Origin of the sequence: Kutzneria sp. 744, assembly GCF_000568255.1 — a bacterium.
Lineage (GTDB): Bacteria > Actinomycetota > Actinomycetes > Mycobacteriales > Pseudonocardiaceae > Kutzneria.
Map to the genome: position 1 here is coordinate 1,752,324 of NZ_KK037166.1, position 24,937 is coordinate 1,777,260.

The window sequence follows — 24,937 nt, forward strand, 5'->3', positions numbered from 1 at the left end:
CGCCTCCGGCAGCCGGCGGGCGGCGACGTCGAGGGCCGTGCGGCGCAGCACGCCGAGCGAGCCGAGCAGGTAGCGGCCGACGATCAGGCCGATGCCGCCGGCCAGCAGGATGGTCACGACCAGCACGACCGATTCGAGGCCGGCCCGGTCGCTGCTGGCCTCCTGGAGGTCGTTGGCCGTGCCGCGGACCTGGTCGGCGATGCTCCTGGTGACCTTGTCGACCAGCGCCACCGTGGCGTCGGAGGTCCGGTTCCACTCCTCCTGCGGGATGGTCAGCCCGCCGGCCGGGGGCGCCTGGTGCACGCCGGTGGTCTTCTTGGCCACGTTCTGCGTCGGGGCGGCCTGGCCGATCGGCTGGGTGGCGGCGAAGTCGAGGAGCTGGCGCCGGGTGCCGACGTCGACGCCGGCCACCGTCTGCTGGAAGGTCTGCTGCCACTCGGGCGCGGCCACCGCCTGGAAGTTGGCCACGTTCACGTCGTAGCGGGTCTCGGAGGCGGCCAGCATCTTGGCCTCGGCGTCCACCAGGTGGCCGCGGGCGATGCCGACGAGCACGACGGCCTGCTCCAGCCGGATCTGCTCCTGCGCGCCCTCCAGGTCCAGCAGCGCGGTGGCCGGGCTGGACAGCGACGGGTCGCCGAGCTGCACCACCAGCGCCTGGTCGAAGTTCAGCGCGGTGCTGATGATCTGGGTGTAGGCGGACACGGCGTCCGTGTCATTGTCCTGGGACTGCGCCACCGGGCGGCGGATGGCCGGCAACTGGCCCAGTGACAGTTCGAGGTCGTTGAACCACGCCGAGGCCGCCGAGGACAGGCCGGGCGTGCGATGCGCGGTGTCGGCCAGCTTGCTCGCGGCGTCGTCGACGGGCTTGGCCTGCTGGCGGTACGCGGTCACGCCCTGGGTCGACACCTGGGCGGCCAGCGTGCGCTCACGCTGGAGCTGCGCGGTCAGCGGCGTGATGGAGTCACGCAGCGCGATGACCCGCTGGATCGTGGTGTACGTGTCGGCCTGGCGGATCTCGCTGCGAACCTGGAGGAAGCCGAGGGTCACGGCGACCACGACCGGAACCACCAGCACCGCGGCCAACTTGACCAGCACCGGCCAGTTGCGCCACCGGGCGACCGTGTGCCACCACGGACCCGGGCTTGGCTGAACCACGATGCTTCCTTCCTCGGTTGTACGGGGGCGCGGCAGTCGCACCGGGTTCGTCCCGCTTCCCTTTTGCTCGGTTGTCTGCCGAGACGGGAAACGCGTTACGGACTTCTGGCCGCTGCTGGGGTGTACTCCAGCGTGAATTCCGCTGTCAAGGCCGACACGTCTGCGGGAGGCATTACCGCGCACAGGAATGGGCCGGGCACGCATGGTGGCCGGGCCGGGCCGGCCTGCGGTTGACTCCGGTCACACCCCCGTTACAGTTGGCCGGTCTCACTCCCCATACACGCGTCGGCTCGTCCTGGAGGACTGGTGACCACAGCGTCGACGACGGGTCGGCACGCGGCGGTCGAATCGGATGGATCGGTGTTCGGCGGGCGGCCGTCGACCGGTCCGCAGCGTCCGGACTTCGACGCCATCCAGGACAGCCCGGAGTTCGCCGAGCTGCGCCACCGGCTGCGTCGGTTCATCTTCCCGATGACGGGCCTGTTCCTGGTCTGGTACCTGACGTATGTGCTCTTGTCGGCCTATGCCCACCAGTTCATGGCCACCCCGGTGTTCGGGTTGGTGAATGTCGGACTACTACTGGGACTCGGTCAATTCGTGTCCACAGTGTTGATCACATTGGCCTACAACCGGTTCGCCCGAAAGCGCATCGATCCACAGGTCGCCCTCATCCGCTCGCAGGCTGGAGTCGAGACCAAGTGAGGATTCTCGCCGACGGGACCGCGACCGGTAACCCGCTGATCAATCTGAGCGTGTTCGTCGTGTTCGCGGCAGTCACGCTCTACATCGTCTACCGGGTGAGCAGCGGCAACGCCTCGACCTCGGACTACTACGCGGCCGGCGGCGCGTTCACCGGCGCGCAGAACGGGATCGCGCTGTCCGGCGACTTCCTGTCGGCCGCGTCGTTCCTGGGCATCGCGGGCGGCATCGCCATCCACGGCTACGACGGCTTCCTGTACTCGGTGGGCTGGGTGGTTGCCTGGCTGGTCGGCCTGCTGCTGATCGGCGAGATGCTGCGCAACACCGGCCGCTTCACCATGGGCGACGTGGTGGCGTACCGGATGCGGCAGCGCCCGGTGCGCGCCGCGGCCGCGATCTCCACGCTGGTCATCTCGTTCTTCTACATGCTGGCCCAGATGGCCGGGGCCGGCGGCCTGGTGGCGTTGCTGCTCAACGTGACCGACCGGGCCGGGCAGTCGCTGGTGATCGTGGTCGTCGGCGCGATCATGATCTTCTATGTGCTGGTCGGCGGCATGAAGGGCACCACCTGGGTGCAGATCATCAAGGCCGTGCTCCTGCTGCTGTGCGTGACCCTGATCAGCATCTTCATGCTGGGCAAGTTCGGCTTCGACTTCTCGGCCATCCTGGACAAGGCCACCCAGAACAACAAGCTGGGCGCCGCGATCCTCGGGCCGGGCGCGCAGTACGGCCGCAACGAGCTGGACTTCGTGTCCCTGGCGCTGGCGCTGGTGCTGGGCATCTGCAGCCTGCCGCACGTGCTGATGCGCTTCTACACCGTGCCGGACGCCAAGCAGGCCCGCCGCTCGGTGGTGTGGGCGATCTGGACGATGTTCGTCTTCTACCTGTGCACGCTGGTCGTCGGCTACGGCTCGGCCGCGCTGGTCGGCTCCGACGCCATCCTGCACGCGCCCGGCGGCGAGAACTCCGCCGCGCCGCTGCTGGCCTTCCGCGTCGGCGGGGCCGTGCTGCTGGGCGTGGTGTCCGCGGTCGCCTTCGCCACCATCCTGGCCGTCGTCGCCGGGCTCACCCTGGCGGCCTCCGCCTCGTTCGCCCACGACGTCTACGCCAACATCATCAAGCGCGGCAAGGCCGATCCCCGCCGCGAGGTCCAGGTCGCGCGGCGGACCGCCGTCGCCGTCGGGGCGCTGGCCATCATCGGCGGCATCGCCGCCAACGGGCAGAACGTCGCCTTCCTGGTGGCGCTGGCCCTGGCCCTGGCCGCCTCGGCCAACCTGTCGACGATCCTGTTCGCCCTGTTCTGGAAGCGGTTCAACACCACCGGCACCCTGTTCAGCATCTACGGCGGCCTCGGCTCGTGCCTGGTGCTGATCGTCTTCTCCCCCGTCATGTCCGGGGCGTCGACCTCGCTGATCACCTCCACCGACTTCCACTGGTTCCCGCTGAGCAACCCCGGCATCGTGTCGATCCCGTTCTCGTTCCTGTGCGGCGTGATCGGCACCTTCATCGGCCGCCGCAAGGGCGATCCCGACAAGCAGGCCGAGATGGAGGTCCGGGCGCTGACCGGCATCGGCGCCCGCACCTGATCCCACCCCCGCCTGATCCACTCAGCGGCCGCGGTTGCGCATGGGGTCGAGGTAGAGGACGTCGCGATCCCCCGCCGTGTCCGATCGGCGGGGGATCACGACGTATCGGGCCCGCTCCGAGACGCCGAACAGCTCCAGCCGCGCGCGCAGGGTGTCCAGGTCGATGTGCGGGTAGCGCCCGAAGCGCCAGCTCATCGTCGTCGGTGCGACAAGGAGGTGTGTGCCACTCACTCGAGCGTCGAAACAGAACTGACTCGCATCGGGATACCTTTTTTCACCAGAGTCGATTCTATCGTAGCCCAAATTCTCGTTGGGAATTTAGTTACGATTGATGATGGGTAGGTACTAAGTACGTCTCCGCTGAGGTAAGTCACAAGTAGCTGGCCTATCGAAAAGGAGTGCAGTAGCTGAACGTGAGGTTATAATGGTCCCGCTCCCTATTCACAGCGAAGATGATATGCAAAGTCTCAAATCCCCTGTATCAGTCCAAACAACGTTGATGCTTGAACGTCCCGAATCATCGTCTGCGACGGGCCACCGTATCCCCGAGGTAATCACGGCAATGCATGCCGCATTGACGGTGGACAAGGGTGTGCAGATTCCACATTAAGGAACACCATTGGGCATGGTCCAGCCGCCGCTACTCCAGCTGACACCTTTGAAGGCTAGAGATTCGATGTACCAGCGTACGGGGAAATCGATGTGAGTTAGTGTAAAGAATGGCCGGCCTTCGGCCGTACTGACCAGCGGCGATTCCCGGAGATACAGAATTGTCTATAGCCACAATCCCTGTTCTACCCGTGCTGCCGCTGCTGATCAGCGGCCTCGGCAGCACCATCGACGCCATCCGCTGCCAGGAGATCTTCGACTACTCCACGTACGAGCAGCCGGACTCGGTCCGCTACCTGGTCGGCATGGGCCAGCCCATGGACTACCAGGCGCCGATGCTGATGGCGACGGTGCCGACGATGGTGTGGGGCGGCCAGGTGCGGATGATGGCCCGCGAGCTCGGCGTGGAGCTGGACGAGATCCGCGAGACCATGGACCGCCGCGCGCTGGACACGACCGTGACCACCCGGACCATGGGCGAGTTCGAGGCCGGCACCCAGGGCGCGGTGCGGTTCGAGGTGCAGGGCATCGTCGACGGCGAGGCCCGCATCGTCATCGAGCACGTCACCCGCATCCACCCCTCCTGCGCCCCGGACTGGCCGATGCCGCCCAGCGGCGACGGCGCGCACCGCGTGATCATCGAGGGCCGGCCGCGCATCGAGGTCACCGTCGAGGCGACCGACGAGAGCGAGAACCGCTCGGCCGGCGGCAACGCCACCGCGGTGGGCCGTCTGGTGAACGCCATCGACTGGCTGGCACAGTGCAAGCCCGGACTGTACGACGCGCTCGACGTCCCGCTGCGGCCGGCGATCGGGAAGCTGGGCCGCCGCTGACTGTCCCGGAAGGACAATCGCCATGAACATCGACATCCCGGCCGGCAAGGACGCGATCGGCTACGTGTGGGGCGAGATGGTGCCGGGCATCGGCACCGCCGCGGCGGCCTTCTCGCTGTCGGTCTACCAGCACACCACGTTGGGGCTGCGGGAGTTCGAGGCCGCGCGGCTGCGGATCGCCCAGATCAACGGCTGCCTGTTCTGCCTGGACTGGCGGACCGAGCGGGACGGCGTCAAGGTCGAGGAGGAGTTCGCCGACGCGGTGGCCAACTGGCGCACCACCGACGCGTTCGACGAGCGGGCCCGGCTGGCCGCCGAGTACGCCGAGCGCTACGCCGTGGACCACCACAACATCGACGAGGCGTTCTGGGCCCGGATGTCGGAGCACTACAGCCAGCAGGAGATCGTGGAGCTGAGCATGAGCATCGGCGCGTGGCTGGCGTTCGGGCGGCTCAACCACGTGCTCGGCATCGACGCGGTGTGCGTGCTGCCGGGGCACTGACGCCGGCCCCGGCAGCCGCCGCTACAGATCGGTGGCGATGATCTTCTCGATGTTGCGTTCGGCCAGCGCGGTGATGGTGACGAACGGGTTCACGCTGGTGTTGCCCGGAATCAGCGATCCGTCGATGGCGTAGAGGCCCGGATAGCCGTTGAGCCGCCCGTAGTTGTCGGTGGCCTTGGTGAGCACGGCCCCGCCGAGCGGGTGGTAGGTGAGATGGTCGCCCCAGATCTTGTTGACACCGAACAGATCCGAGCGGTAGATCGTGGCCTCCTTGGCGTTGATCTTGTCGAAGATGGACTTGGCCATGTCGATGGACGGCTGCTTCCACGCCGTCTGCCAGGACAGGTCCACCTTGCTCGTCGTGGGGTTCCAGGTGAACTCCGCGCGGTTGGGATTCTTGGTGATGGACAGGTAGAACGACGCGTAGGTCTCGATGCCGGTCGGCAACGGGGCCACCTCGGCGAAGGCGCCACCGGCGTCCCAGTTGTCGATGCCGCCGCAGGGGATCGAGGCCTGCACGGCGCCGGTCGCGTCCCACCACCAGTTGGCCCGGCCGACCATCACGTTGCCGTTGTCGCCCCAGCCCTTGCCGATCTCGGGGCTGAGGTTGGGCAGCTTTCCGGTGGCCTTCAACATGGTCAGCAGCTTGCTGGTGCCGACGCTGCCGGCCGCGAAGAACACCCGGTCGGCCACCACGGACTTGGTGGTCGTGGCGTCGCCGTTGGTGTTGAGCTGGTCGATGAGCACGGTGTAGCCGCCGCCGGAGGCCGGCGTCACCGAGGTCACCTTGTGCAGCGTGGAGATCGTGACGCGCCCCGTGGCCATGATCTTCGGGATGTAGGTCTTCTGCAGGGACTTCTTGCCGTAGTTGTTGCCGTACAGGATCTCCCCGGCCACCGCCGACTTCGGCACGGTGCCGGCGGCCTCCTGCTTCATGTAGTCCCAGTCGTACACATCGGGCACGAACACGAAGGGGAAACCGGACCGCTGCGCCTGTTTTCGGCCGACCCGGGCGAACTGGTAGCAGTCCACGGTGTCGAACCAGGCCGGGTCGACCAGGCCGACGCCGAGCTCGGAGTTGGCCCGGGGGTAGTAGGTGTTGTACATCTCGTCGGGATTGACCGTCGGCAGGATGGCGCCGAAGTTCTCCCGCTTGGGCGTGACCGCCATGCCGCCGTTGACCAGCGAGCCGCCGCCCAGGCCGCGGCCCTGGTACACGATGATGCCGGCGAATTCCTCGGCGTCGAGGATCCCGGTGTAGCGCGGGATGTCCTTGTCGATGGGGAAGCCGAGGAAGTTGCTCAGCGGCTGCTTCGTCTTGGTGCGCAACCAGTACGAGCGGTTGTCGGGTGTGGTGGTGTTGGCGAAGATCTTGCCGTCGGAGCCCGGGGTGTCCCAGGCCATGCCCATCTCGACCATCTGCACGTCGACGCCGGCCTGGGCCAGCCGCAGCGCGGTGACGCAGCCGCCGTAGCCGGTGCCGATGACCAGCACCGGCACGTGGGCGCCGGACTGGATGGGGCCGGCGGCCCGGGCGGTGGTCGTCGAGGCCAGCGCTGGTCCGCCTAGGGCCATCGCCCCCAAGATAGAACCTGTTCCAGCGATGAACGAACGTCGGGAAAAGTGGCCGGAAGGCTTGTTACACACAGAATCTTTGTCCATGTGATCTTCCTCACCGTTGAGGGATTAGAACAAGTTATACTTTCCGTTCCGCTCCCCGTCACTACTTACCAGTGAGTAACTTCCGGTCGGGTCAATGTCCTGTCCACAAAGGATGGTCAAACCAAGCGGGCCGTTGTCCGCACCGGACAACGGCTCTGCGCTCGCGTGCACAATGGACGGTCGGGTGCGCCGGGAAATGTCACCAAGCGCTTACAGAAAACGTTTGGTCATTCACTCAGCGAGGGCGGCGCGGGTGAGCGTGGTCGCGGTGTGCACCAGGCTGGCGATCGCGGCCTCCGGGGCCATTCCGCGCAGATCGGTCAGCGAGAACAGCGCCTCGGCGCTGACCACCACGGACAGGTCGTTCTTGAGCTGGGCCAACGCCTGCGGATCGCGGCCGCCGAGCGTGCCGGCCAGCGGGGCCAGCGCGTAGTCGATCAGGCCGAAGCGCATGGCCGGGCGGACGTTGGGCCGATCCGGGCGGACGATCGTGGCGGCGATCATCGCGCGCACCACACCCTGGCGGCCCAGCACGTGGCGGAGCATGAACTCGGTCGCGGCGGCCACCCGTTCCACCGGGTCGACCGAGTCCGCGACGCCGGCCAGCGCCTCCTCGGGACTGGGGATCTGGTCGGCGATGGCCTCCCGCAGCAGGGTGGCCAGGTCCGGGAAGTAGCGGTAGGCGGTGGCCTCCGAGACCAGGGCGGCCTTGGCCACCTCGGGCATCGTCACCTCGCGGCCGGTGCGGCTGAGCTCGGCGGCCGCCCGCACGATGGCGGTGCGGGTGCGGGTCTTCTGGTTGACCCGGCCGGAGGCGGTCTGCATGGGCACAGTCTACCCCATTCATGAGAGAGCACTTGCACACTGGAGTGTGAGCCGCCTAGCCTCGTGAGAGTCAATTCTCACGAAGGAGATGGTCGTGGACGACGTCTCGATCACCGGCCCGGACGGCGGCGAGGTCATCGAACTGGGCCCGGCCCGGATGCGCATCATGGAGGACGGCAGCGTCACCGCGCATCGGCTGGGCATCGGCGAGATCACCCTCGCGCCCCACAGCGGCGGGCCGCCGCAGCACCGGCACGCCGAGCACGACGAGGGGTTCTACGTGGTGTCCGGGCACGTGCGGTTCACCGTCGGCGACCGCGACCACGAGGCGCCCAAGGGCACCCTGGTCATGGTGCCGCCGGGCGTGCCGCACACGTTCGCCAACCCCGGCGACGAACCGGCGGTCATGCTCAACACCTTCACCCCGGACCTGTACGTGCAGTACTTCCGGGACCTGCGCGACACCATCGCCGCCGACGGCGAGCTGACGCCGGCGGCGACGATCCGGGTGATGGCGAAGTACGCCACCACCCCGGCCACCTAGAGCTCCTGTCGCACGAACTCGTCGATCGAGGCGGCCGTCAGCGCGGCCGCCTCGATGTGCGGGAAGTGGCCGGCCTCCGGCGCCAACACGAAGCGCCCCTTGGGAAAGGCCTGTGCGTACGACCGTCCGTAGTCGACGGTCGCGATGCCGTCCCGCTCGCCCCACACCACCAGCGCCGGCGCGTCGACGCGGCGCAGCCGGCGACGCAGCTTCGGGTCGTACATGAACGGCTCCCCCGCGTACACCGCCAGCGTCTGCTGGTTGGCCAGGGCGGCCGCCCGCTGCTCGTCGGTCAGCGTCGAGGGATCCAGGCGCAAGGCCGGATTGACGAAGGCCAGCTCGCCCAGCTGGGCCGGGTTCAGCTTGCGGGTGTCGGTCAGCTCGCCCTGCGCGGGGTCGATGCCCACGGCGTTGAGCAGGACCACTCCCCCGATGCGGTGCCTGGTGTCGCGGGTGGCCATCTCGGCCGCGATCCAGCCGCCGATCGAGCTGCCGACCACCAGCACCCGGTCGAGTTCCAGCACGTCCAGCAGATCCAGATAGGCCACGGCCAGGTCCGCGACGCCGTCGAACCAGGACGGCCGGGGCTGCCCGTCGAAGCCCGGGTGCGTGGGCGTCAGCACCGTCGGGTCGCCCGGCAGCAGGCCGGCCAACCCGGCGACCGACCTCGGGCCCGCGCCGCCGTGCAGGACCAGCACCGCCGGTTCGGCGCCGTCCCGCTGGTCCACCGCCACCGTCAGGCCGTCGCCCAGGTCGAACTCGCGCGTCATGAAGTGCTCCTTCGTAAGAGTGAACTCTCACGAGTCTAAGAGTGTCGAGTCCCGTCGTGCAAGTCCACTCTCACGAAGCGCTGAGGTGCTCCGACCGGCCGGTTGGCTCCGAGGGCCTCCGGCAAGTGAAAATCACCGCCGTGGAGATCGCGGCGGAAATAGTTGCCCTGGTGGTGGCGGTACTGGCCGTCACCGCCGTCGCGCGGCGGCTGGACTGGTCGGCGCCGCTGTGCCTGATCGCGGTCGGCGTCGCCGCCTCGTTCATGCCGGGCGTACCGGACTACCAGCTGGATCCCGAGGTCGTGCTGGTCGGCCTGCTGCCGCCGCTGCTGTACTCGACGGCGATCCAGACCTCGCTGCTCGACTTCCGCCGGCTGCGCAACCCGATCGCCGTGCTGTCGGTGGGCCTCGTGCTGTTCACCACCGCCGGCGTGGGCCTGGTGGCGTGGCTGGTGATTCCCGGCCTGCCGCTGGCCGCCGGCTTCGCGCTGGGCGCCGTCGTGGCCCCGCCGGACGCCGTGGCCGCCACGGCGGTGGCCCGGCGGGTGGCCATGCCCCGCAAGATGGTGCGGCTGTTGGAGGGCGAGAGCCTGTTCAACGACGCCGCCGCGCTCGTCGCCCTGCGCACCGGCATCGCGGCCATCGCCGGCTCCATCTCGCTGTGGCAGGTGGGCCTGGACTTCCTGCTGGCCGCGGTCGGCGGCGTGGTCGCCGGTCTCGTCGTCGGCTTCGTCGCCTCCTTCGTGCGGCTGAAGCTGCAGGAGCCCGTCGCCGACACGGCCCTGTCGTTCGTGGTGCCGTTCGTGGCCTATCTGCTGGGCGAGGCGATCGAAGGCTCCGGTGTGCTGGCGGTCGTGATCGCCGGCGTGATGCTCGGGCACCAGTCGCCGCGGATCCTGTCCGGCGCGGCGCGGACGGCCAGCCGGCACAACTGGCAGACCGTGCAGTACCTGTTGGAGAACGCCGTCTTCCTGCTCATCGGGCTCCAGCTGCGGCGCTGTATACAAAACGACAGGTCAGAGGCCGTTCTCATCACCACCCACGATAACCGCTCGATGTACCAAGCCTCTATTCCTAGTCTGTGTCGGTCGAGGCATGTCCTAAACACTTGGCCAATGGGAATGTATGGGTAGTAGCATAAGTCTTGGGACGCAAAATGGGGGACTGGTGTTAGCTCTGTTTCATGATCTCTCATGTGCGAAGAGTTTGCTCAAGTGGGACATGATCTCGCCGTCAGATAGGGGTAGCGACAACGAATTCCCGTATTTTTTCCCAACGGAGTATAGTAGTCTATTAGGTGCTCCGCCGAGAAACGCCTCAAGCAGGCGCTGGGGCTCAAACGTCACAAGGCCTGGCCGTGGCGGTACTCCGTGGTGATCGGCTGGGCCGGCATGCGCGGGGTCGTCACCCTCGCCGCCGCCTTCATCCTGCCGCCCCAGACTCCCCAGCGGGTCGTGCTGGTGCTCGCCGCCTTTGTCGTCGTGGCCGGCACCCTGGTCCTCCAGGGCACGACACTGCCCATGCTTGTCCGGCGCATGGGCCTGCCCGGCCCCGATCCGGCCCAGGATGCCCTGCAGGAAGCCGCCCTGCTGCACGACATGGTCCGCGTCGCCCTCGTGCGGCTGGACGAGATCACCACCGACAACGACCCACCCGAGGTCGTGCAGGGCCTTCGGAACCGGCTCCAGGGCCGCACCGACGCGGCCTGGGAACAGCTGGGCCGGCAGAGCGCGCTCAACGAGACCCCCAGCGACGCCTACCGCCGGCTTCGCCTCGACCTGCTCCAGGTCGAACGCGAGCACTGCCTCAAGGCCCGCGACACCGGCGCCGCCGATGACGTCGTCCTGCGCCGCGTCCTGGAGCGCCTCGACGTCGAGGAGTCGATGCTTGACCGCGACGAGGAGGAGCCCGCCCAGGACGACCGCGAACTCCGCGCCCCCGCCTCCCTGGCCGAGGCGTGCAAGCACCTCGCCCACGGCTGGCGCGACATCCCGGCGAGCAGCGAAGACACCTGCGCCGCCTGCATCGAGGAGGGCCTCACCTGGGTGCACCTGCGGATGTGCCTCAAGTGCGGGAACGTGGCCTGCTGCGACTCGTCCGTCGGCAAGCACGCGGACAAGCACTTCCGGGACACCCGGCATCCGGTGATGCGGAGCTACGAGCCCGGCGAGAGCTGGCGCTGGTGCTTCGTGGACAAGCAGCTGGGGTAGATCACCAGGGAACGGGGCCCTGGTCGTCGAAGAAGCCGCCGGACGGGCCATCGGGGCCGAGGGTGGCCAGCCGCACCGAGGCGCGGGCGCCTTCCTCGGTGGTGCGGACGCCCTGGAAGGCGTTGAGGTCGGTGGCCACATAGCCGGGAGTGACGGCGTTGACCTTGGCATGGGCCAGGGCGGGGTCGGCACGGAAGGCGTTGGCGTACTTGAGGGTCAGCATGGTCACGGCGGCCTTGCTTGCGGCATAAGCGAAGGAGTCGTCGGACCGCGCGAACATCGTCGAGGGGTCGGCGGTGTGCGTGAAGACGGCCGACGTGCTGGAGAGGTTGACGACTCGGGCGGCGTCGGAGCGGCGCAGCAGGGGCAGCATCGTGTGGATGACCCGGACGAGGCCGAAGACGTTGGTCTCGAACTCCGGGCGCAGGTCGTCGGCGGTGACGGTGAGGGCGGCCTTGCGGGCCAGGGTGCCGGCGTTGTTGACCAGGACGTCCAGGCGGCCGTGCTCGGCCCGGAGGAAATCGGCGGCGTTGCGCACCGAGGCGTCGTCGGTGATGTCGATGCCGAGGGGATGGACGACGACGCCCTGCGCGGCGAGCTGCTCGGCGGCGCGGACGCCGCGCGAGAGGTCACGGCTGCCCAGGTAGACGGTCATGCCGAGCTGGGCGAGCTGCTGGGCGGTGGCCAGGCCGATGCCCTTGTTGGCCCCGGTGACCAGGGCGATGGTGGTGGCGGACATGCGAACGAGCTCCATGGGTAGAATCCGAAGTGTTCCTACGGTTTAACCGTAGACCCACTACGGTTCGGTTGTCCAGGAGACTCGATGGACCTGCCCTCGCGACGGCCCCGGCGTGCGGACGCGCGGCGCAACTTCGACGCGTTGCTGGCGGCGGCGCGGGAGACGTTCGCCGAGCAGGGGGCGCAGGCCTCGCTGGACGAGATCGCCCGCCGCTCGGGCACGAGCATCGCGACGCTGTACCGCAACTTCCCGACCCGCGAGGACCTCGTCGAGGAGGTCTACCTCCAGGAGGTCGAGCAGCTGTGCCGGGCGGCCGACGGCCTGGACGACCTGCCGCCGTGGGACGCGCTCGTGCGCTGGCTGCACCGGTTCATCGACTACATCGTGGCCAAGCAGGCCCTGGCCGACGGCCTGAACCGGGCCGGCGACCGGTTCCAGGCGTCGCGGGCGGCGCTCTACGCGGCGGGCACTCCCCTGCTGGTGCGGGCGCAGGAGGCGGGGGTCGCCAACCCCGACCCGTCCATGGAGGACGTGCTGATGCTCATCGCGGCCGTCAGCACGGTGCAGTTCATGACCGACACGCAACGCGAGCGGGTGCTGGCGCTGGCGCTGGCCGGACTGCGGGTCTAGTCGACGGGGAAGGTGGCGCCGATACCCATGCCGGTGATCCACTCGGGGACGGGCTCGTAGCTGGTCCATACAAGGGGTCGTCGGACGGCGGCGGCGCCGATGAGCCAGGTGCGGATCTCGTGGCCGCCGCTGCCGGCCTGGGACTCCAGGCCGACGTCGCCGAGGTCGACGACGGGGGCGAGGTCGGCGGCGGAGAGCTGCTTGAGGAACCAGCGGTCCCACTCGGCGTTGACGGGGGCCGAAGGATTGCCGGCCATGGCGCGAACCCGGGGCTCGCGGGCGGCGGCGAAAGCGCGGGCGTCCTGGCGGCCGTGAATCACCGAGAAACGGCGCTCCCCCACCACCGAAGGGTCACGGGGATCGTTGGACGGCAGCCAATGGGAAAGGCCGCCGGAAGCGATCAGCAAGACCCGGCCGGGAAAAGGGGCGGCACGAAGGACATCGCCCAGGGCCGTGCCGAGGGAAATGCACCGCGACATGCTGGGCAGCGGCGGGGCGGCGGTGTTGACGACGAGGGGAACCAGCGCAACGTTGCCGACGACCATGTCGTAGCTCTGGACCACGCCGTGGTCGACGGTGAGGGAATAGGACAGGGAAAGGTCGAAGCCGGCGGCGGCGAGGCCGTCTCGGAGGGACCAGGCGAGGTCGGAGGCGACGGGAAGCGGGCCGGAGCGGGTGGCGAAGTCGCCGAAACCGACGGCCTCCTCGACGCCGAGCACGAACGGCGGCATGGCGTCGTAGAAATTGGCGTGGAAATGGTCGGGGCCGATGACCACTACGGCGGAAGGCCGGAGGCGGGACACGGCCTGGCGGACTCGGTGGACGTCGGCCAGGAAAGTGCCGCCGGGGTCGTCCGAGCCGGACGGGGGCATGAGGGTGGCGAAAGGGGAATGGGACAGGGCCACCAAGCCGACGATCTCGCTCACGACGGCTCCCCCAGCAGGAAGTCCCGGTGCACGGCCAAGAACTCGTCGACCTTCTCCCACTGGGGCCAGTGGCCGGCGTCGGAGATCACGTGCAGGTGGCCGTCGGGCAGCCACTGCAACAGCATCTCGGCCTCGTCGAGGCCGCCGGTGGGGTCGTGGTCGGTCCACAACAGCAAAGTGGGGGCCATGATCTTGCCGACCCAAGCCGGATCCCACGCGAAATCGGCGCGTACGACGGGATCCTGGAGCACCAGAGTGTTGACGATGGCCCGGGTGAAGCCGAGCCGGCCGTACACCTTGCGGCGCAGCAGCACCAGCTCGTCGGTGACCATCTCCTTGTGGTGGAACAGGAACTCGATACGGGGGCGCACGCCTGCGTCGGAAGGATCGGCGACGGCGGCCATGGTGATGTCCCGCAACCGAGACATCACCTCGGGCTTGTTGGCGATGTTGCCGGGCGTGTTGAGCACGAGCCGAGAGACACGGTCCGGGTCATGGGCGGCGGTCCAGGCGGCGACCCAACCGCCGAGGGACTCGCCGGACAGGTGCGCGGCGTCGATGCCGAGAGCGTCCATGAGGGACAGCAGGTGCTCGGAGAGAACGTCGATGGTGTAAGGGTGATCGGGCAGGTCGGACCAGCCGTGGCCGACCATGTCGTAGGCGGTGACGCGGAAGAACTCGGACAGGCCGGCGATGTCCCGGGCGTACGCCTCCAGGTGGCCGCCGGTTCCGTGCAGCAGCACCAGATCTGGCCCGGAGCCGGCCCGAAGGACCCGGGTGCGCACGCCACGCACATCCACATGGCGCAGCTCGTGGTCCACATCGGACAGCTCGTCCCAGATCGAGATGTGCGCTGGCAACGGGTTCATGACGGGTCTCCTCCGAATCTCGCGCGGGCCTCGGCGACGGTGGACAGGCCGGCGCTCTGCCGCCGGCCGACGCCGAGCAGGCCGAGCAGCCGGGAGTTCTCGATGGTCAGGAACTCGACCGGCTCCTCGGCCGAGTCGTTGTAGTGCCGGTGCCAGGTCCACGGCGGCGTGTAGACGAAATCGCCGGTCGACCACGGCTCCGTCTCGTCCTCGACCTCGCTGTGCCCGGTCCCGGAGATCACGTAGTGCACGGTCTCGTGGTGGTGGCGCTGCATGTCCGAGGTCAGGCCCGGCGGAATGGTCTGTCGGAAGATCTCGAACGACGCGGTGGGCAGCTTGCCGGCGATGGACAGCGTGGTCGGGTTGTGCACCTGGTCGGCGGGCAGCCGCTCCACCTCGTCGGCGTGCACGACAATGGGCCGCAAGTCGCTGGGCCGCACGGTGTCGCTGATGGCGCCGAGGAATTCGGCCATGCTGAAGTCTGGTCCGGACTGGGCCATCAGATCGTCTCCGTCCTGCCGCCGTCGACCGTGAGCACGGTCCCGTTCACATAACTTGCCGCGCGGGAAGCCAGAAACGCCACCGCCGCGCCGATCTCGTCGGCGGTCGCGGGTCGGGAGGCGGGCACGTCCAGAGTGTCGAGGGCGGCCATCTCCTCCACGCTCGACCCGACGGACGCGGCGCGAGCGGCCAAGACCTCGGCCCGACGGTCGGTCGCGGTCGCGCCGGGAGCCACGCAGTTCACGGTGACGCCGTTGGCGGCGTACTCACGGGACAGGAGCTTCGCGGCGGCGGTGGCGGCGGAGCGCAGCACGACGGAGATGGCCAGATCGGGCTGTGGCTGGCGGACCGCGGCGGACGTCACGAGGACGACCCGGCCGAAGCCACGCACGGCCATGGCCGGCAGCGCGGCCCGGGCCAGGCGCAACGGGCCCAGCAGCAGGAGCTCGTACGAACGCAGCCACTGCTCGTCGGTGACTTCCAGGATGCCCCCGGGCGGCGGCCCGCCGGCGTTGAGCACCAGGACGTCCAGGGAGCCGAGCGTCTCCTCCACGTGCTGCACGGCCTGTGCGGCGTCCACATCGGACAGCCGGGACACGTCGTGCACGAGCGTGTCGACCGGACCGGTGCTGTCGGCGCGCAGCTTGTCCGCGGCGGTGGCGAGCGTGTCGGCGTGCCGCCCGGCCAGGACGACGCCGAGGCCCTGGCGCAGCAGATGGGCCGCGGCGGCATGGCCGATGCCGGCGGCCCCGCCTCCGACCAGTGCGATTCGTGTGGCGATGACGGCCTCCCCAGTGAGTGCGGCAAGCGCTAGCCTGGCCGCCATGGACAGCCGGGGACAACGATGAGTCCCGCTGAGCGGGACGGCGTGGGCGGCCTCGACCGGGCGGCGGCGATCTTCGGCGCCTTCGACGCCACCCACCGGGAGCTGACACTGGCCGCGCTGGTGGAGCGGTCCGGGCTGCCGCGGTCCACCGCGCACCGGACCGCGGACAAGATGATCCGGCTCGGCTGGCTGGACAAGCCGCAGGACCGCTACCGGGTCGGCAACCGGCTGTTCGAGATCTCCAGCCTGGCCCCGATCCGCCACCAGCTGCGCGAGTCGGTGCTGCCGTTCCTCCAGGACCTGCACCACGCCACCAAGACCACCGTGCAGCTGGGCGTGCTGGACGGCACGCAGATCCTGGTCGTGGAGCGGATCACCGGGCACCGGCCGATGCCGATGCTGGAGCAGGCCGGCGGCACGATCCCGGCCTATTGCTCGGCGTTGGGCCGGGCCATCCTGGCCTACTGCGACCCGGACACCGTGCGCACGGTGCTGGCCGCCGGGCTTCCGCGCCGCACCCCGCGCACGCTGACCAACCCGCTGGCGGTGATGCGCGAGCTGACGGCGGTGCCGGACCAGGGCTGGGCCACCGAACGCGAGGAAGGCAACATCGGCGTGAGCTGCGTGGCCGCGCCGGTGTTCGGGCCGCTCGGGGACGTGGTGGCGGCGCTGTCGGTGACCGGGCCCAGCAAGCTGATCAGGACCGACCGGATCGGGCCGGCGGTCCGGCTGGCCGCCGCGGCCGCGTCACGGGCGTACGCCAGGTCCCGCTGAGCGGGATCCGAGATTGCGTCACACCGGCGGCCACCCCAGGCTGAGATCCCACACTCAGCAAGGGAGGCGACGGTGACTCTCGGCGGCGGCTACATGCTCCGGAACCGGCAGGGACGCCAGATCCCGGCCATCGGGCTCGGCATCACCATGAAGACCAACGGCGACTCCACCCACGGCGCCTACTCCCTGTTCGAGTACGCCGTGCCCGGCGAGACCAGCGGCCCGCCGCCGCACCTGCACACCCGCGAGGACGAGTCGTTCATCTGCCTGGCCGGCCGCCTCGACGTGATGCTGGGCGGCGAGGACTACGTGCTGGAGCCGGGGGATTACCTGTTCCTGCCGCGCGACATCGTGCACACGTTCCGGAACTCCGCCAAGGACGAGGCGCGGGTGGTCTCCGTGGTGTCGCCGGCCGGACTCGAGGACTACTACCAGGCGCTGGCCGACCTGCCGCCGGGGCCGAAGGACATCGCCGTGCTCAAGGGCATCATGGCCGACTTCGGCATCGTCCTGCAGGTGGGCTGAGGGATGCGCGTCGCGGTCATCGGGGCCGGCGTGGCGGGCCTGGCCACCGCCAAGGTGCTCATGCAGGCCGGGCACGAGGTCGTCGTGTACGACAAGGCGCCGGACGTCGGCGGGGTGTGGAGCCGCAGCCGCCGCTACCCGGGCGTGACGACGCAGAGCCCCAAGGCGCAGTACTCGCTGTCCGACTTCCCCATGCCGGCCGACTACCCGGAATGGCCGGACGGCGCGCAGGTGCAGGCCTACTTCGCCGCGTACGCCGAGAAGTTCGGCATCAAAGCCCGCCTGAACACCGAGGTCGGCAAGGCCGAGCCGTGCGGCGATCGATGGCTGGTGGACGGCGAGGCCTACGACCGGCTGGTGGTGGCCAACGGCGTGTTCTGCGAGCCGGCCGTGCCGGAATTTCAGGGACAGTCCGAGTTCAGCGGAAAGGTCTGCGCCGCAACGGAATTCCACGACGTCGAGGAGGCACGCGGCCAGCACGTGCTGGTCGTCGGCTACGGCAAGTCGGCCTGCGACGTGACCGTGCCGGTGAGCAAGGTGGCGGCCAGCACCGACATCATCGCCCGGCAACTGCTGTGGAAGGTGCCACGGCTGATCGCCGGCAAGGTGAACTTCAAGATGCTGCTGCTGACCCGAATGGGCGAGGCCCTGTTCCGATACGTGCGGCTGCGCGGCTTCGAGCGGTTCCTGCACGGGCCCGGCAACGGCCTGCGGCGACGGATGCTCAACTCGGTCGGCACGGTGTCGCTGCGGCAGTTCGGCCTGCCCCGGCTGAACCTCGTGCCGCCCGGGCACATGGAGGACATCGTCAAGGGCGCGATCGGCCTGGCCACCGAGGGATTCTTCGAGGGCGTCACCGACGGCACGATCACCGTGCACCGCGACACCGTGATCACCCGCCTGTTCGACCGGGACGGCGCGCCGATGGCCGAGCTGGCGAACGCAACCGTGCTGCCGGCCGATCTCGTCGTCTGCGCGACCGGCTTCCGCCAGGGCGTCCCGTTTTTGCCCGACGAGGTGCGGCAACGCCTGTTCGACGAGCGGGGCAACTTCCTGCTGTACCGGCAGATCCGGCCGCTGGGCGCGCCCGGGCTGTACTTCAACGGCTACAACTCGTCGTTCTTCAGCCCGTTGAACGCCGAGATGGCGGCCGTGTGGATCGCCGCTGACATCGCCGGCGCGGTGGACCTGCCGACGGAAGACCAGATGCGGCAGGCGGTCCGCGAGCAGCTGGCGTTCATGGACGTCGCGACCGACACCCACCACTGCCGCGGCACGAAGATCATCCCGTTCTCCATGCACAACGTCGACGAGGTCCTCGGCGACCTGGACGCCACCATCTCGCCGCTGGTGCGGGCGTCCCACTGGCTCAACCCGATCGACCCGGCGGCCTACGCCGGCGTGACCCCGAAGGTGCTGTCGCGGCTGCCCCGAGAGGCGGTCACACCGCCTCGCCGCCATGCCGAAACGGGCTGATGCCGCGGCGCGACGGCCCGGCCAGGAACTCCACCAGCTGGGCCACGGGCCCCTCAGTCCAGGAGTCGAGCTCGTGGCCGTCGCGTAACAGGTCGAACACCTGCCGCAACGCGCGGTAGTCGCCCGGCGGCATCCCGGATCGCTTCAGCCCCACCACGTTGAGCGCGCGGTGGGTGGCCGGGTTGCCGTCGACGCCGCAGAACGGCAGCACATCCCTTGTCACCTTGGACATCGCGCCCACGACGGCCTGCCGCCCGACGCGAACATGCTGCTGCACCAGGCACATGCCGCCGATCACCGCGCCGTCGCCGAGCATCACGTGCCCGCCCAGGGTGACCGCCTGCGACACGACCACGCCGTCGCCGAGCTGGCAGTCGTGGCCGACATGGGACTGCCCCATGACCACGCAGCCGGCGCCGATCCTGGTCGGCGTCGAGGTGGTCGAACGGTGCACGACCGCCGCCTCGCGGATCACCGTGTCCGGCCCGATCTCCACGCTGGTCGGGCCGCCGGTGAACGCGAGGTCCTGCGGATCCCCGCCCAGCACGGCATGCGAGTCGACACGCACGCCGGCGGCGAGGCGCACACAGCCGTGCACCACCGCGTATGGACCGATCACCACGTCGTCGGCCAGCTCGGCCTCGGGTGCGACGACGGCCGACGGATGAACATGCGTCAACAACCCCACCCCCGGCGGCCATCATCGCATGCTCAGTCGCGCAACAGTCCTGACATCACCATGGTGGCCATGGAGTCCGCGGTAGCGCTCAGTTCCCGGTCGCTCACCGGCCGCTCACCGAACCGGCGGCCCAGCGGCCCCTGGGTCATCGTGGCGATCGGGCCGGTGACCAGGGAGTACAACTGGAACAGTGGCACGGGCCGCATCCGGCCCGCCGCAACGAGTTCCTCGACCGACGGCTCGCACAGCCGCAGCACCGGTGTGAGGAACCGCTCGTGCAGATAGTCCAGTCGGGCGGAATCCCTTGTCCCTTCGTACGCCATCAGCCGGCTCAGCTGCGGACCCCGCACGGCGATCTGGTAGAAGCGCCGCACGATGGCCGCCAGCCGCTCGGCCGGGTCCTCGAAGTGCTGCAACAGCACGGGATCCAGCTGCCGGCGGGCGTCGGCCAGCGCGAAGTCGACCACGGCCTCCCAGAAGCCGTTCTTGGAGCCGTAGCGGTCGTTGACGAAGTTGTGGCTGACCCCGAGCCGATTGCCCAGCTCCCGCACGGAAGTCGCCTCGTAGCCGAGTTCGGCGAACGCGTCGAGGCCGCGGCGCAGGATCTCGACCTCGGCCGGCAGCAGCACCGCCCGACGCCGCTGCTCGATGGACATCCCCGATCCCTTCCCGGTGGTGAGGAACAGATGCAACCACACGAACCGCCGGCCGGGGCCGCAGGTCGGTGTCGAAAACGTCGAAAGAGACGGGTGAACCGATCCACCGGTTTCGTCCGGGACCCGAGAAAACCGCGGACAACGTTGTCCGTTCCGGACCGGCATCCGGTGTGCCACGCTTCCGACATGCGTCCGAGCCTGTACGAGCACGCCGGCGGGGAGGCGGCCTTCCTCGCGCTGGCCGCCGCGCACCACCGTCGCTGCGTCGACGATCCCGAGCTCATCCACCCCTTCTCCCACCCCGGTCAGCATCCGGAGCACGTGGCGCGGCTGGCCGCCTACTGGGCCGAGGTGCTCGGCGGCCCGCCCACGTACTCGACGACGGCCGGCGACCATTCCTCGGTGCTGCGGATGCACGCCGGCAACGGCGAGGGCATGCACGACCTCGGCCGCCGGTTCGTGGCCTGTTTCGTGGCGGCGATGGATGACGTCGGAATGCCCGACGACCCGGAGTTCCGCGCGGCGATGCGGGCGTACATGGAATGGGCGGTCAGCGATGTCCTGATCTACACGCCCGAGCACAGCGCCGTGCCGACCGACGCGCCGATGCCGCGATGGACCTGGGCGGGCCTTTCGGCGGATTGACAGATCGGGTCGGCCGGCACGTCCGAAATACCCGACTTTCGGCCGTGTTCGGGCCCGCTCGACTGCTTCTACGTTGGGCCGCACACATCCGCTTGTGGCGCACGGGACCCCTGAGAACGACCACCCGGCGCCACCGGTCCCCTGTGGAGGCGTGCCCCTTGAAGATCAGCAGGCTTACCGCCATCGCGGCGATGGCCCTGACGCTGCTCGGCATCGCGACCGTGCCGGCCCAGGCCGCCAGCACGCCCGACATCGTCGGCGGCACCACCGTCGGCACCGCCCCGTCCTGGGCCGCCGCCGTCGGCGACAGCTCCGGCATGTGGTGCAGCGGCGAGCTCGTCGCCAGCCAGTGGGTGCTCACCGCGGCCCACTGCGACGGCGCCACCCAGATCCGCATCGGCTCGAAGAACCTGAACAGCGGCGGCACGCTGGCCAAGGTCTCCAAGTGGGTGCGCAACCCCAAGTACAACGGCAGTGGTTACGACTTCTCGCTGTACAAGCTGACTTCCGCCGTGAGCCAGACCCCGATCCAGATCGCCAGCAGCTCGCCCACGGTCGGCTCCTCGGTCACGCTGTACGGCTTCGGCCAGACCTGCGCCACCGACGGCTGCGGCCCGATGAGCTCCACGCTGCGCCAGCTGTCCACCAAGGTGGCCAGCGACAGCAGCTGCGGCGGCATCACCGGCAGCGTCGAGCTGTGCTTCGCCACGACGGTGTCGGCCACCGACTGCTACGGCGACTCCGGCGGCCCCGCCGTGGTCAACGGCATGCTGGTGGGCAGCGACAGCCGTGGCGCGGACGGCCCCGGCGCCGACACCTGCGGCCGGACCAAGTCCATCTACGGCGACGCCTCCACGTCGACGATCTCCTCGTGGGTGAGGTCGACGATCGCCGCCGGCTAGTTTTCTGCGTGACACGAAAGCCGCCCTGGTCCCATTACGGGACCAGGGCGGTTTTTCGTCGCGGTCGGGTTCAGCCCGCCGAACGACCTGCGCGCAACAACCACCGCCTGACGGTGTCCTTACAGGCAACTGATAGACATGACGCTGGCGATCGTGAGGGGGTAGTCCGGCGTGAACGAGGAAGCCACGCATCCTGACATCAATTGGCGTCGTGTGCGCCGAGTCGGGTACGTCGTGGCCGCTGTCGTCGTCGCGATACCGCTCATCGCGTTCGGCATCACCTACGGCATGGTTCACGTGCCCGACCCGAAGGCCGTCCTCAACCAGCAGCAGACGGTCACGCTGTACTACTCCGACGGCTCGGTGATGACCACGATCGGCCCGAGCACCGGCGGCACCCGCACCGTGGTGGGCATCGACCAGATCCCGCCGGTCGTGCAACACGCGGTCGAGGCGGCCGAGGACGAGGGCTTCGAGACCAACGTCGGCCAGGGCGGCATCACCACCCAGTTCGTCAGGCTGGCCACCGGCGAGGACGCGCAGTCGCTGCCCGAGCAGTGGGTCCAGCTGGTGCGGGGGCTCAAGCTCAACGAGCAGCAGACCAAGTCCGACATCCTGGCCGGCTACCTGAACCTGGTCTACCTGGGCCGCGGCGCCTACGGCATCCAGGCCGCCTCGCAGGCCTACTTCGGCGTGAACGTGGACAAGCTCGACCCGTCCGAGGCCGCGTTCCTGGCCGGCTGCATCGACCAGCCGTCCCGCAGCGAGGACGACAAGTGGACCGAGCAGCAGTGGTCGCACGCGCTGGACCGGATGGTGGCCAACGGCTGGCTCGCCCCGCAGGAGCGGGCCAAGTACGTGACGCCGCCCAAGCCCATCCCCTCGAACTCCGGCTCGCTGCCGCCCGCGCGGACGTTCATCGTGCGGCAGGTGCTGGCCGAGGCCACGAACGAGGGCTTCGGCGAGGACGCCCTGCGGCACATCGGGGCTCAGGTGCACACCACCATCGATCCCAAGGCGCAGAACCTGGCCGAGAAGGCCGCCCAGTCGCTGAAGTCGACCGATCCGGACGTCGGCGCCGCGCTGGTGTCGATCAACCCCACCAGCGGCGACATCGTCTCGTGGTTCGGCGGCGACCATCCCGACCAGTCCGTGCCCGACAGCGCGGACACCATCGCCCAGCCCGGCCCGGTCTTCCAGCCGCTGGTGCTGATGGCCGCGATCCGCGCCAACCCCCAGATCACCCTGGCCACGCCCTACAACGGCACCGCCCCGGTCGTCGTCGGCGGCCAGACGATCAGGAACTTCGGCGGCGCGGACTGCGGCCCGCAGTGCACGGTCGGCGACGCCATGAAGAACAACACCAACACCGTGTTCTACAAGATGACCGACGACATCGGCCCGCTCCAGGTCAAGGACGCCGCGTTGAAGGCCGGGGTGGCCCCCACCCAGATCATCGGTGGCAAGCCCGGTCCGGCGCTGACCTCCGCCGACGGCAAGCAGACCGCCGACGTCATCGGCGCGGGTGGCTACCCCGTGCGGCCCCGTGACATGGCGCAGGCCTACGCCACCCTGGCCGCCAACGGCCAGTACAGGCCGGCCCACTTCATCAGCAGCATCGCCGACACCAAGAACAACCCGATCTACGACGTCAAGGCCAACCCGAAGGCCACCCCCACCCGGGTCTTCGAGCCGGCCCAGAGCCAGCTGGTCACCCAGTCGATGCTCACCGGGCCCGGTCTGGAGGGCGGCCGGCAGGTGGCGTCCAAGGCCGGGGCGACCGAGTTCCTCGACTCCCCCGACAACTCCGACGCCTGGGCCGTGGGCTACACCCCGCAGGTGGTCACGGCCGTCTGGGTGGGCCACCGCAAGGAGCTCGCGCCGATGAAGGAAGGTGTGGACGCGCCGACCGGGATCTGGCAGCAGTACATGAACTCCTACCTGAAGGACAAGCCGGCCGTGCAGTTCTAGCCGGTTCGGCCGTCGCACCTTGTCATCGCGGGCGGCGGAGCCCATCCAGCACGAGGGTGATGACACCGTCGGCCTCGGCCCGCCAGTGGGGACGGTCATGGGCCGCGCCGATGCCGTGCAGCGCCATCATGACGGCGCCGGCATCCACGTCGTCGCGAACAGCGCCCTCCCGCACGGCGTCGGCCACCAGGTCGGTGACCGCCTGCTCCAGCGCCCGGCTGCCCTCGGCCATGGCGCCTGAGCCGCTGGCCATGAGCGTTGCCAGCGTCCGGGCCAGACCCTCGTGGGCAGCTATGTGGTCGACCATGTCGCGCAGGAAGGTCGCCAGGGCCTCCGCCGCGGGCAGCGTGGCCTGGAGCTGGCGGGCGCGGTCGCACAGCGTGGCGACTTCACCGTGGTAGACCGCCTCGGCCAGCGCCTCCCGGGTGGGGAAGTGGCGGTACAGCGTGCCGGTGCCCACTCCGGCCAGGCGGGCGAAGTCGTCGAAGCGCAGGTCGAAGAAGTCCCCGGCGTCGAAGACCTCCCGCGCCTTGGCGAGCAGGGACTCGCGCTTGCGCCGGGCATCGGCCCGCAGCGGCTTGTCGGCGGTCATGCGCTACTCCCGGTTGACAAGTGGAGATGATCTCCATATTTTGAAAGTGGAGATGACCTCCAGATCGATCGTACCCCACGAGGTGCAGCGTGAAGATCCTGATGTTCGGCCGAGGCGTGATCGCCACCGTCTACGGCTGGGTCCTCCACCAGGCGGGACACGACGTCGAGTTCTACGTCCGGCTGGGTCGCGCGGCGACCTACGGGGACTCGGTCGACCTCGATCTGCTCGATGCGCGGCGCCGGGTGTGGGGGCGGCGCGTCGTCGAGAAGTGGCCGGTGCGCTACCGCGAGACGCTGGAGCCGGACCACGACTTCGACCTGATCGTGCTCAGCGTGCCGCACCACCGCCTCGCGGAGGCGACGGCCTTCCTGTCCCCGCGTGTCGGCCAGGCCACGGTGCTGGTCTTCGGCAACATCTGGACCGAGCCGCTCGCCGCGATCGGCGAGCTCCCCCTCGGCCAGGTCGCCTGGGGCTTTCCCCAAGCCGGGGGCGGTTTCGACGAGGACGGCACGCTCCGTGGGGCGCTGCTGCCCTCGGTCGTCGTCGGCACCCTCGGCGAGCCCCCGACCGACCGGGAACGGGCCGTGCGCCGGATGTTTCGCGAGGCCGGGCTCCGGATCAAGGAGCAGCCCGACTTCCGGGGCTGGCTGTGGGTCCATTTCGTGTCGGATGCCGGCCTGTTCTCACAGGGCCTGCGGCTGGGTTCGCTGTCCGAACTGGCCGGGGCGACGGGCGACCTGCGCGAGGGGCTGCTGGCCGGCCGCGAGTTGCTGCCGGTGCTCCAGGCGCGCGGCGTCGACCTGCGACGTCACCGGGGCGGTGTGCTGC

At 69.3% G+C, this 24,937-nt stretch carries 27 protein-coding genes and 1 pseudogene; 15 read left to right on the forward strand and 13 right to left on the reverse strand.

Annotated elements, in window-relative coordinates; translation table 11 throughout:
- On the reverse strand, positions 1-1,155 hold a 1,155-nt coding region (locus KUTG_RS07700), incomplete at its 3' end, for a nitrate- and nitrite sensing domain-containing protein (protein WP_198047056.1).
- A gap of 306 nt (positions 1,156-1,461) precedes the next feature.
- Between KUTG_RS07700 and KUTG_RS07705 the strand changes: the two genes are divergently transcribed.
- The gene (locus tag KUTG_RS07705) at positions 1,462-1,857 is read left to right on the forward strand and encodes a DUF485 domain-containing protein (protein ID WP_369794442.1); all 396 of its coding nucleotides are present in this window, start codon (positions 1,462-1,464) and stop codon (positions 1,855-1,857) included.
- Positions 1,854-3,440, forward strand: a complete 1,587-nt coding sequence (locus tag KUTG_RS07710; protein ID WP_043715978.1) for a solute symporter family protein — start codon at positions 1,854-1,856, stop codon at positions 3,438-3,440. Before KUTG_RS07705 ends, KUTG_RS07710 begins: the two co-directional genes overlap by 4 nt.
- A gap of 21 nt (positions 3,441-3,461) precedes the next feature.
- Here the strand turns inward: KUTG_RS07710 and KUTG_RS58120 are convergent, their stop codons facing one another.
- Positions 3,462-3,635, reverse strand: coding sequence for a hypothetical protein (locus KUTG_RS58120; RefSeq protein ID WP_157494390.1), 174 nt, complete (start codon positions 3,633-3,635; stop codon positions 3,462-3,464).
- A 605-nt stretch (positions 3,636-4,240) separates the two neighbouring features.
- Here KUTG_RS58120 and KUTG_RS07715 point away from each other — a divergent pair.
- Complete coding sequence (locus KUTG_RS07715) at positions 4,241-4,882, forward strand: hypothetical protein (RefSeq protein ID WP_232240697.1); 642 nt, start codon at positions 4,241-4,243, stop codon at positions 4,880-4,882.
- Between the two features lie 22 nt (positions 4,883-4,904).
- Positions 4,905-5,384, forward strand: a complete 480-nt coding sequence (locus KUTG_RS07720) for a carboxymuconolactone decarboxylase family protein (RefSeq protein ID WP_043715984.1) — start codon at positions 4,905-4,907, stop codon at positions 5,382-5,384.
- 21 nt (positions 5,385-5,405) lie between these two features.
- On the opposite strand, the gene KUTG_RS07725 is transcribed toward KUTG_RS07720, so the two are convergent.
- Both KUTG_RS07725 and KUTG_RS07730 read right to left on the reverse strand, forming a co-directional pair.
- Positions 5,406-6,959 carry a GMC oxidoreductase gene (locus KUTG_RS07725; RefSeq protein ID WP_198047058.1) on the reverse strand — a complete coding sequence of 518 codons (1,554 nt, stop codon included), beginning with the start codon at positions 6,957-6,959 and terminating at the stop codon, positions 5,406-5,408.
- A 318-nt stretch (positions 6,960-7,277) separates the two neighbouring features.
- Positions 7,278-7,871, reverse strand: coding sequence for a TetR/AcrR family transcriptional regulator (locus KUTG_RS07730; protein ID WP_043715989.1), 594 nt, complete (start codon positions 7,869-7,871; stop codon positions 7,278-7,280).
- Between the two features lie 94 nt (positions 7,872-7,965).
- Here KUTG_RS07730 and KUTG_RS07735 point away from each other — a divergent pair, with 94 nt between their 5' ends.
- Positions 7,966-8,415, forward strand: a complete 450-nt coding sequence (locus KUTG_RS07735; protein WP_043728620.1) for a cupin domain-containing protein — start codon at positions 7,966-7,968, stop codon at positions 8,413-8,415.
- Here the strand turns inward: KUTG_RS07735 and KUTG_RS07740 are convergent.
- A complete protein-coding gene (locus tag KUTG_RS07740; RefSeq protein ID WP_052394176.1) occupies positions 8,412-9,185 on the reverse strand; it encodes an alpha/beta fold hydrolase in 774 nt (257 codons plus the stop codon). The two genes, KUTG_RS07735 and KUTG_RS07740, sit on opposite strands and share 4 nt — an antisense overlap.
- A 140-nt stretch (positions 9,186-9,325) precedes the next feature.
- Here KUTG_RS07740 and KUTG_RS07745 point away from each other — a divergent pair.
- Both KUTG_RS07745 and KUTG_RS07750 read left to right on the forward strand, forming a co-directional pair.
- Positions 9,326-10,187 (forward strand): annotated as a pseudogene (locus KUTG_RS07745) (cation:proton antiporter); the annotation flags it as partial.
- Positions 10,188-10,555: 368 nt separating this feature from the next.
- Positions 10,556-11,395, forward strand: coding sequence for a UBP-type zinc finger domain-containing protein (locus KUTG_RS07750; protein WP_232240699.1), 840 nt, complete (start codon positions 10,556-10,558; stop codon positions 11,393-11,395).
- 1 nt (position 11,396) lies between these two features.
- Here the strand turns inward: KUTG_RS07750 and KUTG_RS07755 are convergent, their stop codons facing one another.
- Positions 11,397-12,149 carry an SDR family oxidoreductase gene (locus KUTG_RS07755; protein WP_232240700.1) on the reverse strand — a complete coding sequence of 251 codons (753 nt, stop codon included), beginning with the start codon at positions 12,147-12,149 and terminating at the stop codon, positions 11,397-11,399.
- Positions 12,150-12,218: 69 nt separating this feature from the next.
- Between KUTG_RS07755 and KUTG_RS07760 the strand changes: the two genes are divergently transcribed.
- Complete coding sequence (locus KUTG_RS07760) at positions 12,219-12,764, forward strand: TetR/AcrR family transcriptional regulator (protein WP_043715991.1); 546 nt, start codon at positions 12,219-12,221, stop codon at positions 12,762-12,764.
- On the opposite strand, the gene KUTG_RS07765 is transcribed toward KUTG_RS07760, so the two are convergent.
- Genes KUTG_RS07765 through KUTG_RS07780 form a run of 4 tightly spaced genes read right to left on the reverse strand, consistent with a single transcriptional unit; the run spans position 12,761 to position 15,886 of the window.
- Positions 12,761-13,690: a DODA-type extradiol aromatic ring-opening family dioxygenase gene (locus KUTG_RS07765; protein ID WP_043715993.1), complete on the reverse strand. Its 930-nt coding sequence runs from the start codon at positions 13,688-13,690 to the stop codon at positions 12,761-12,763. The genes KUTG_RS07760 and KUTG_RS07765 overlap by 4 nt on opposite strands.
- The gene (locus KUTG_RS07770) at positions 13,687-14,559 is read right to left on the reverse strand and encodes an alpha/beta fold hydrolase (RefSeq protein ID WP_043715996.1); all 873 of its coding nucleotides are present in this window, start codon (positions 14,557-14,559) and stop codon (positions 13,687-13,689) included. The genes KUTG_RS07765 and KUTG_RS07770 overlap by 4 nt, the downstream gene beginning before the upstream one ends.
- Positions 14,556-15,059, reverse strand: a complete 504-nt coding sequence (locus KUTG_RS07775) for a cupin domain-containing protein (RefSeq protein WP_043715998.1) — start codon at positions 15,057-15,059, stop codon at positions 14,556-14,558. The genes KUTG_RS07770 and KUTG_RS07775 overlap by 4 nt, the downstream gene beginning before the upstream one ends.
- On the reverse strand, positions 15,059-15,886 hold the full coding sequence (locus KUTG_RS07780) for an SDR family oxidoreductase (protein ID WP_052394177.1): 828 nt from the start codon (positions 15,884-15,886) through the stop codon (positions 15,059-15,061). Before KUTG_RS07780 ends, KUTG_RS07775 begins: the two co-directional genes overlap by 1 nt.
- Positions 15,887-15,904: 18 nt before the next feature.
- Between KUTG_RS07780 and KUTG_RS07785 the strand changes: the two genes are divergently transcribed.
- The 3 genes from KUTG_RS07785 (at position 15,905) to KUTG_RS07795 (ending at position 18,661) form a co-directional block, all read left to right on the forward strand.
- On the forward strand, positions 15,905-16,660 hold the full coding sequence (locus tag KUTG_RS07785; protein WP_043716000.1) for an IclR family transcriptional regulator: 756 nt from the start codon (positions 15,905-15,907) through the stop codon (positions 16,658-16,660).
- A 72-nt stretch (positions 16,661-16,732) separates the two neighbouring features.
- Positions 16,733-17,185, forward strand: coding sequence for a cupin domain-containing protein (locus tag KUTG_RS07790; RefSeq protein ID WP_232240701.1), 453 nt, complete (start codon positions 16,733-16,735; stop codon positions 17,183-17,185).
- 3 nt (positions 17,186-17,188) lie between these two features.
- Positions 17,189-18,661 carry a flavin-containing monooxygenase gene (locus KUTG_RS07795; RefSeq protein ID WP_043716003.1) on the forward strand — a complete coding sequence of 491 codons (1,473 nt, stop codon included), beginning with the start codon at positions 17,189-17,191 and terminating at the stop codon, positions 18,659-18,661.
- Here the strand turns inward: KUTG_RS07795 and KUTG_RS07800 are convergent.
- Positions 18,627-19,340, reverse strand: coding sequence for an acyl-ACP--UDP-N-acetylglucosamine O-acyltransferase (locus tag KUTG_RS07800; RefSeq protein ID WP_043728636.1), 714 nt, complete (start codon positions 19,338-19,340; stop codon positions 18,627-18,629). The genes KUTG_RS07795 and KUTG_RS07800 overlap by 35 nt on opposite strands.
- Positions 19,341-19,372: 32 nt before the next feature.
- Positions 19,373-19,996: a TetR/AcrR family transcriptional regulator gene (locus tag KUTG_RS07805; protein ID WP_198047059.1), complete on the reverse strand. Its 624-nt coding sequence runs from the start codon at positions 19,994-19,996 to the stop codon at positions 19,373-19,375.
- A gap of 186 nt (positions 19,997-20,182) precedes the next feature.
- Between KUTG_RS07805 and KUTG_RS07810 the strand changes: the two genes are divergently transcribed.
- The 3 genes from KUTG_RS07810 to KUTG_RS07820 all read left to right on the forward strand — a co-directional run bounded on the left by KUTG_RS07810 (position 20,183) and on the right by KUTG_RS07820 (position 23,514).
- Positions 20,183-20,641 (forward strand): globin domain-containing protein, encoded by a 459-nt coding sequence (locus KUTG_RS07810; protein WP_043728639.1) that lies wholly within the window; start codon positions 20,183-20,185, stop codon positions 20,639-20,641.
- A 158-nt stretch (positions 20,642-20,799) separates the two neighbouring features.
- Complete coding sequence (locus KUTG_RS07815) at positions 20,800-21,543, forward strand: S1 family peptidase (RefSeq protein WP_043728642.1); 744 nt, start codon at positions 20,800-20,802, stop codon at positions 21,541-21,543.
- Positions 21,544-21,777: 234 nt separating this feature from the next.
- On the forward strand, positions 21,778-23,514 hold the full coding sequence (locus KUTG_RS07820; RefSeq protein WP_232240702.1) for a transglycosylase domain-containing protein: 1,737 nt from the start codon (positions 21,778-21,780) through the stop codon (positions 23,512-23,514).
- 22 nt (positions 23,515-23,536) lie between these two features.
- Here KUTG_RS07820 and KUTG_RS07825 read toward each other — a convergent pair whose 3' ends face one another.
- Positions 23,537-24,106 (reverse strand): TetR/AcrR family transcriptional regulator, encoded by a 570-nt coding sequence (locus KUTG_RS07825; protein ID WP_043716006.1) that lies wholly within the window; start codon positions 24,104-24,106, stop codon positions 23,537-23,539.
- Between the two features lie 89 nt (positions 24,107-24,195).
- On the opposite strand from KUTG_RS07825, the gene KUTG_RS07830 reads away from it, so the two are divergent.
- Positions 24,196-24,937: ketopantoate reductase family protein (locus KUTG_RS07830; RefSeq protein ID WP_043716008.1), on the forward strand; the 742-nt coding region annotated here is incomplete at its 3' end.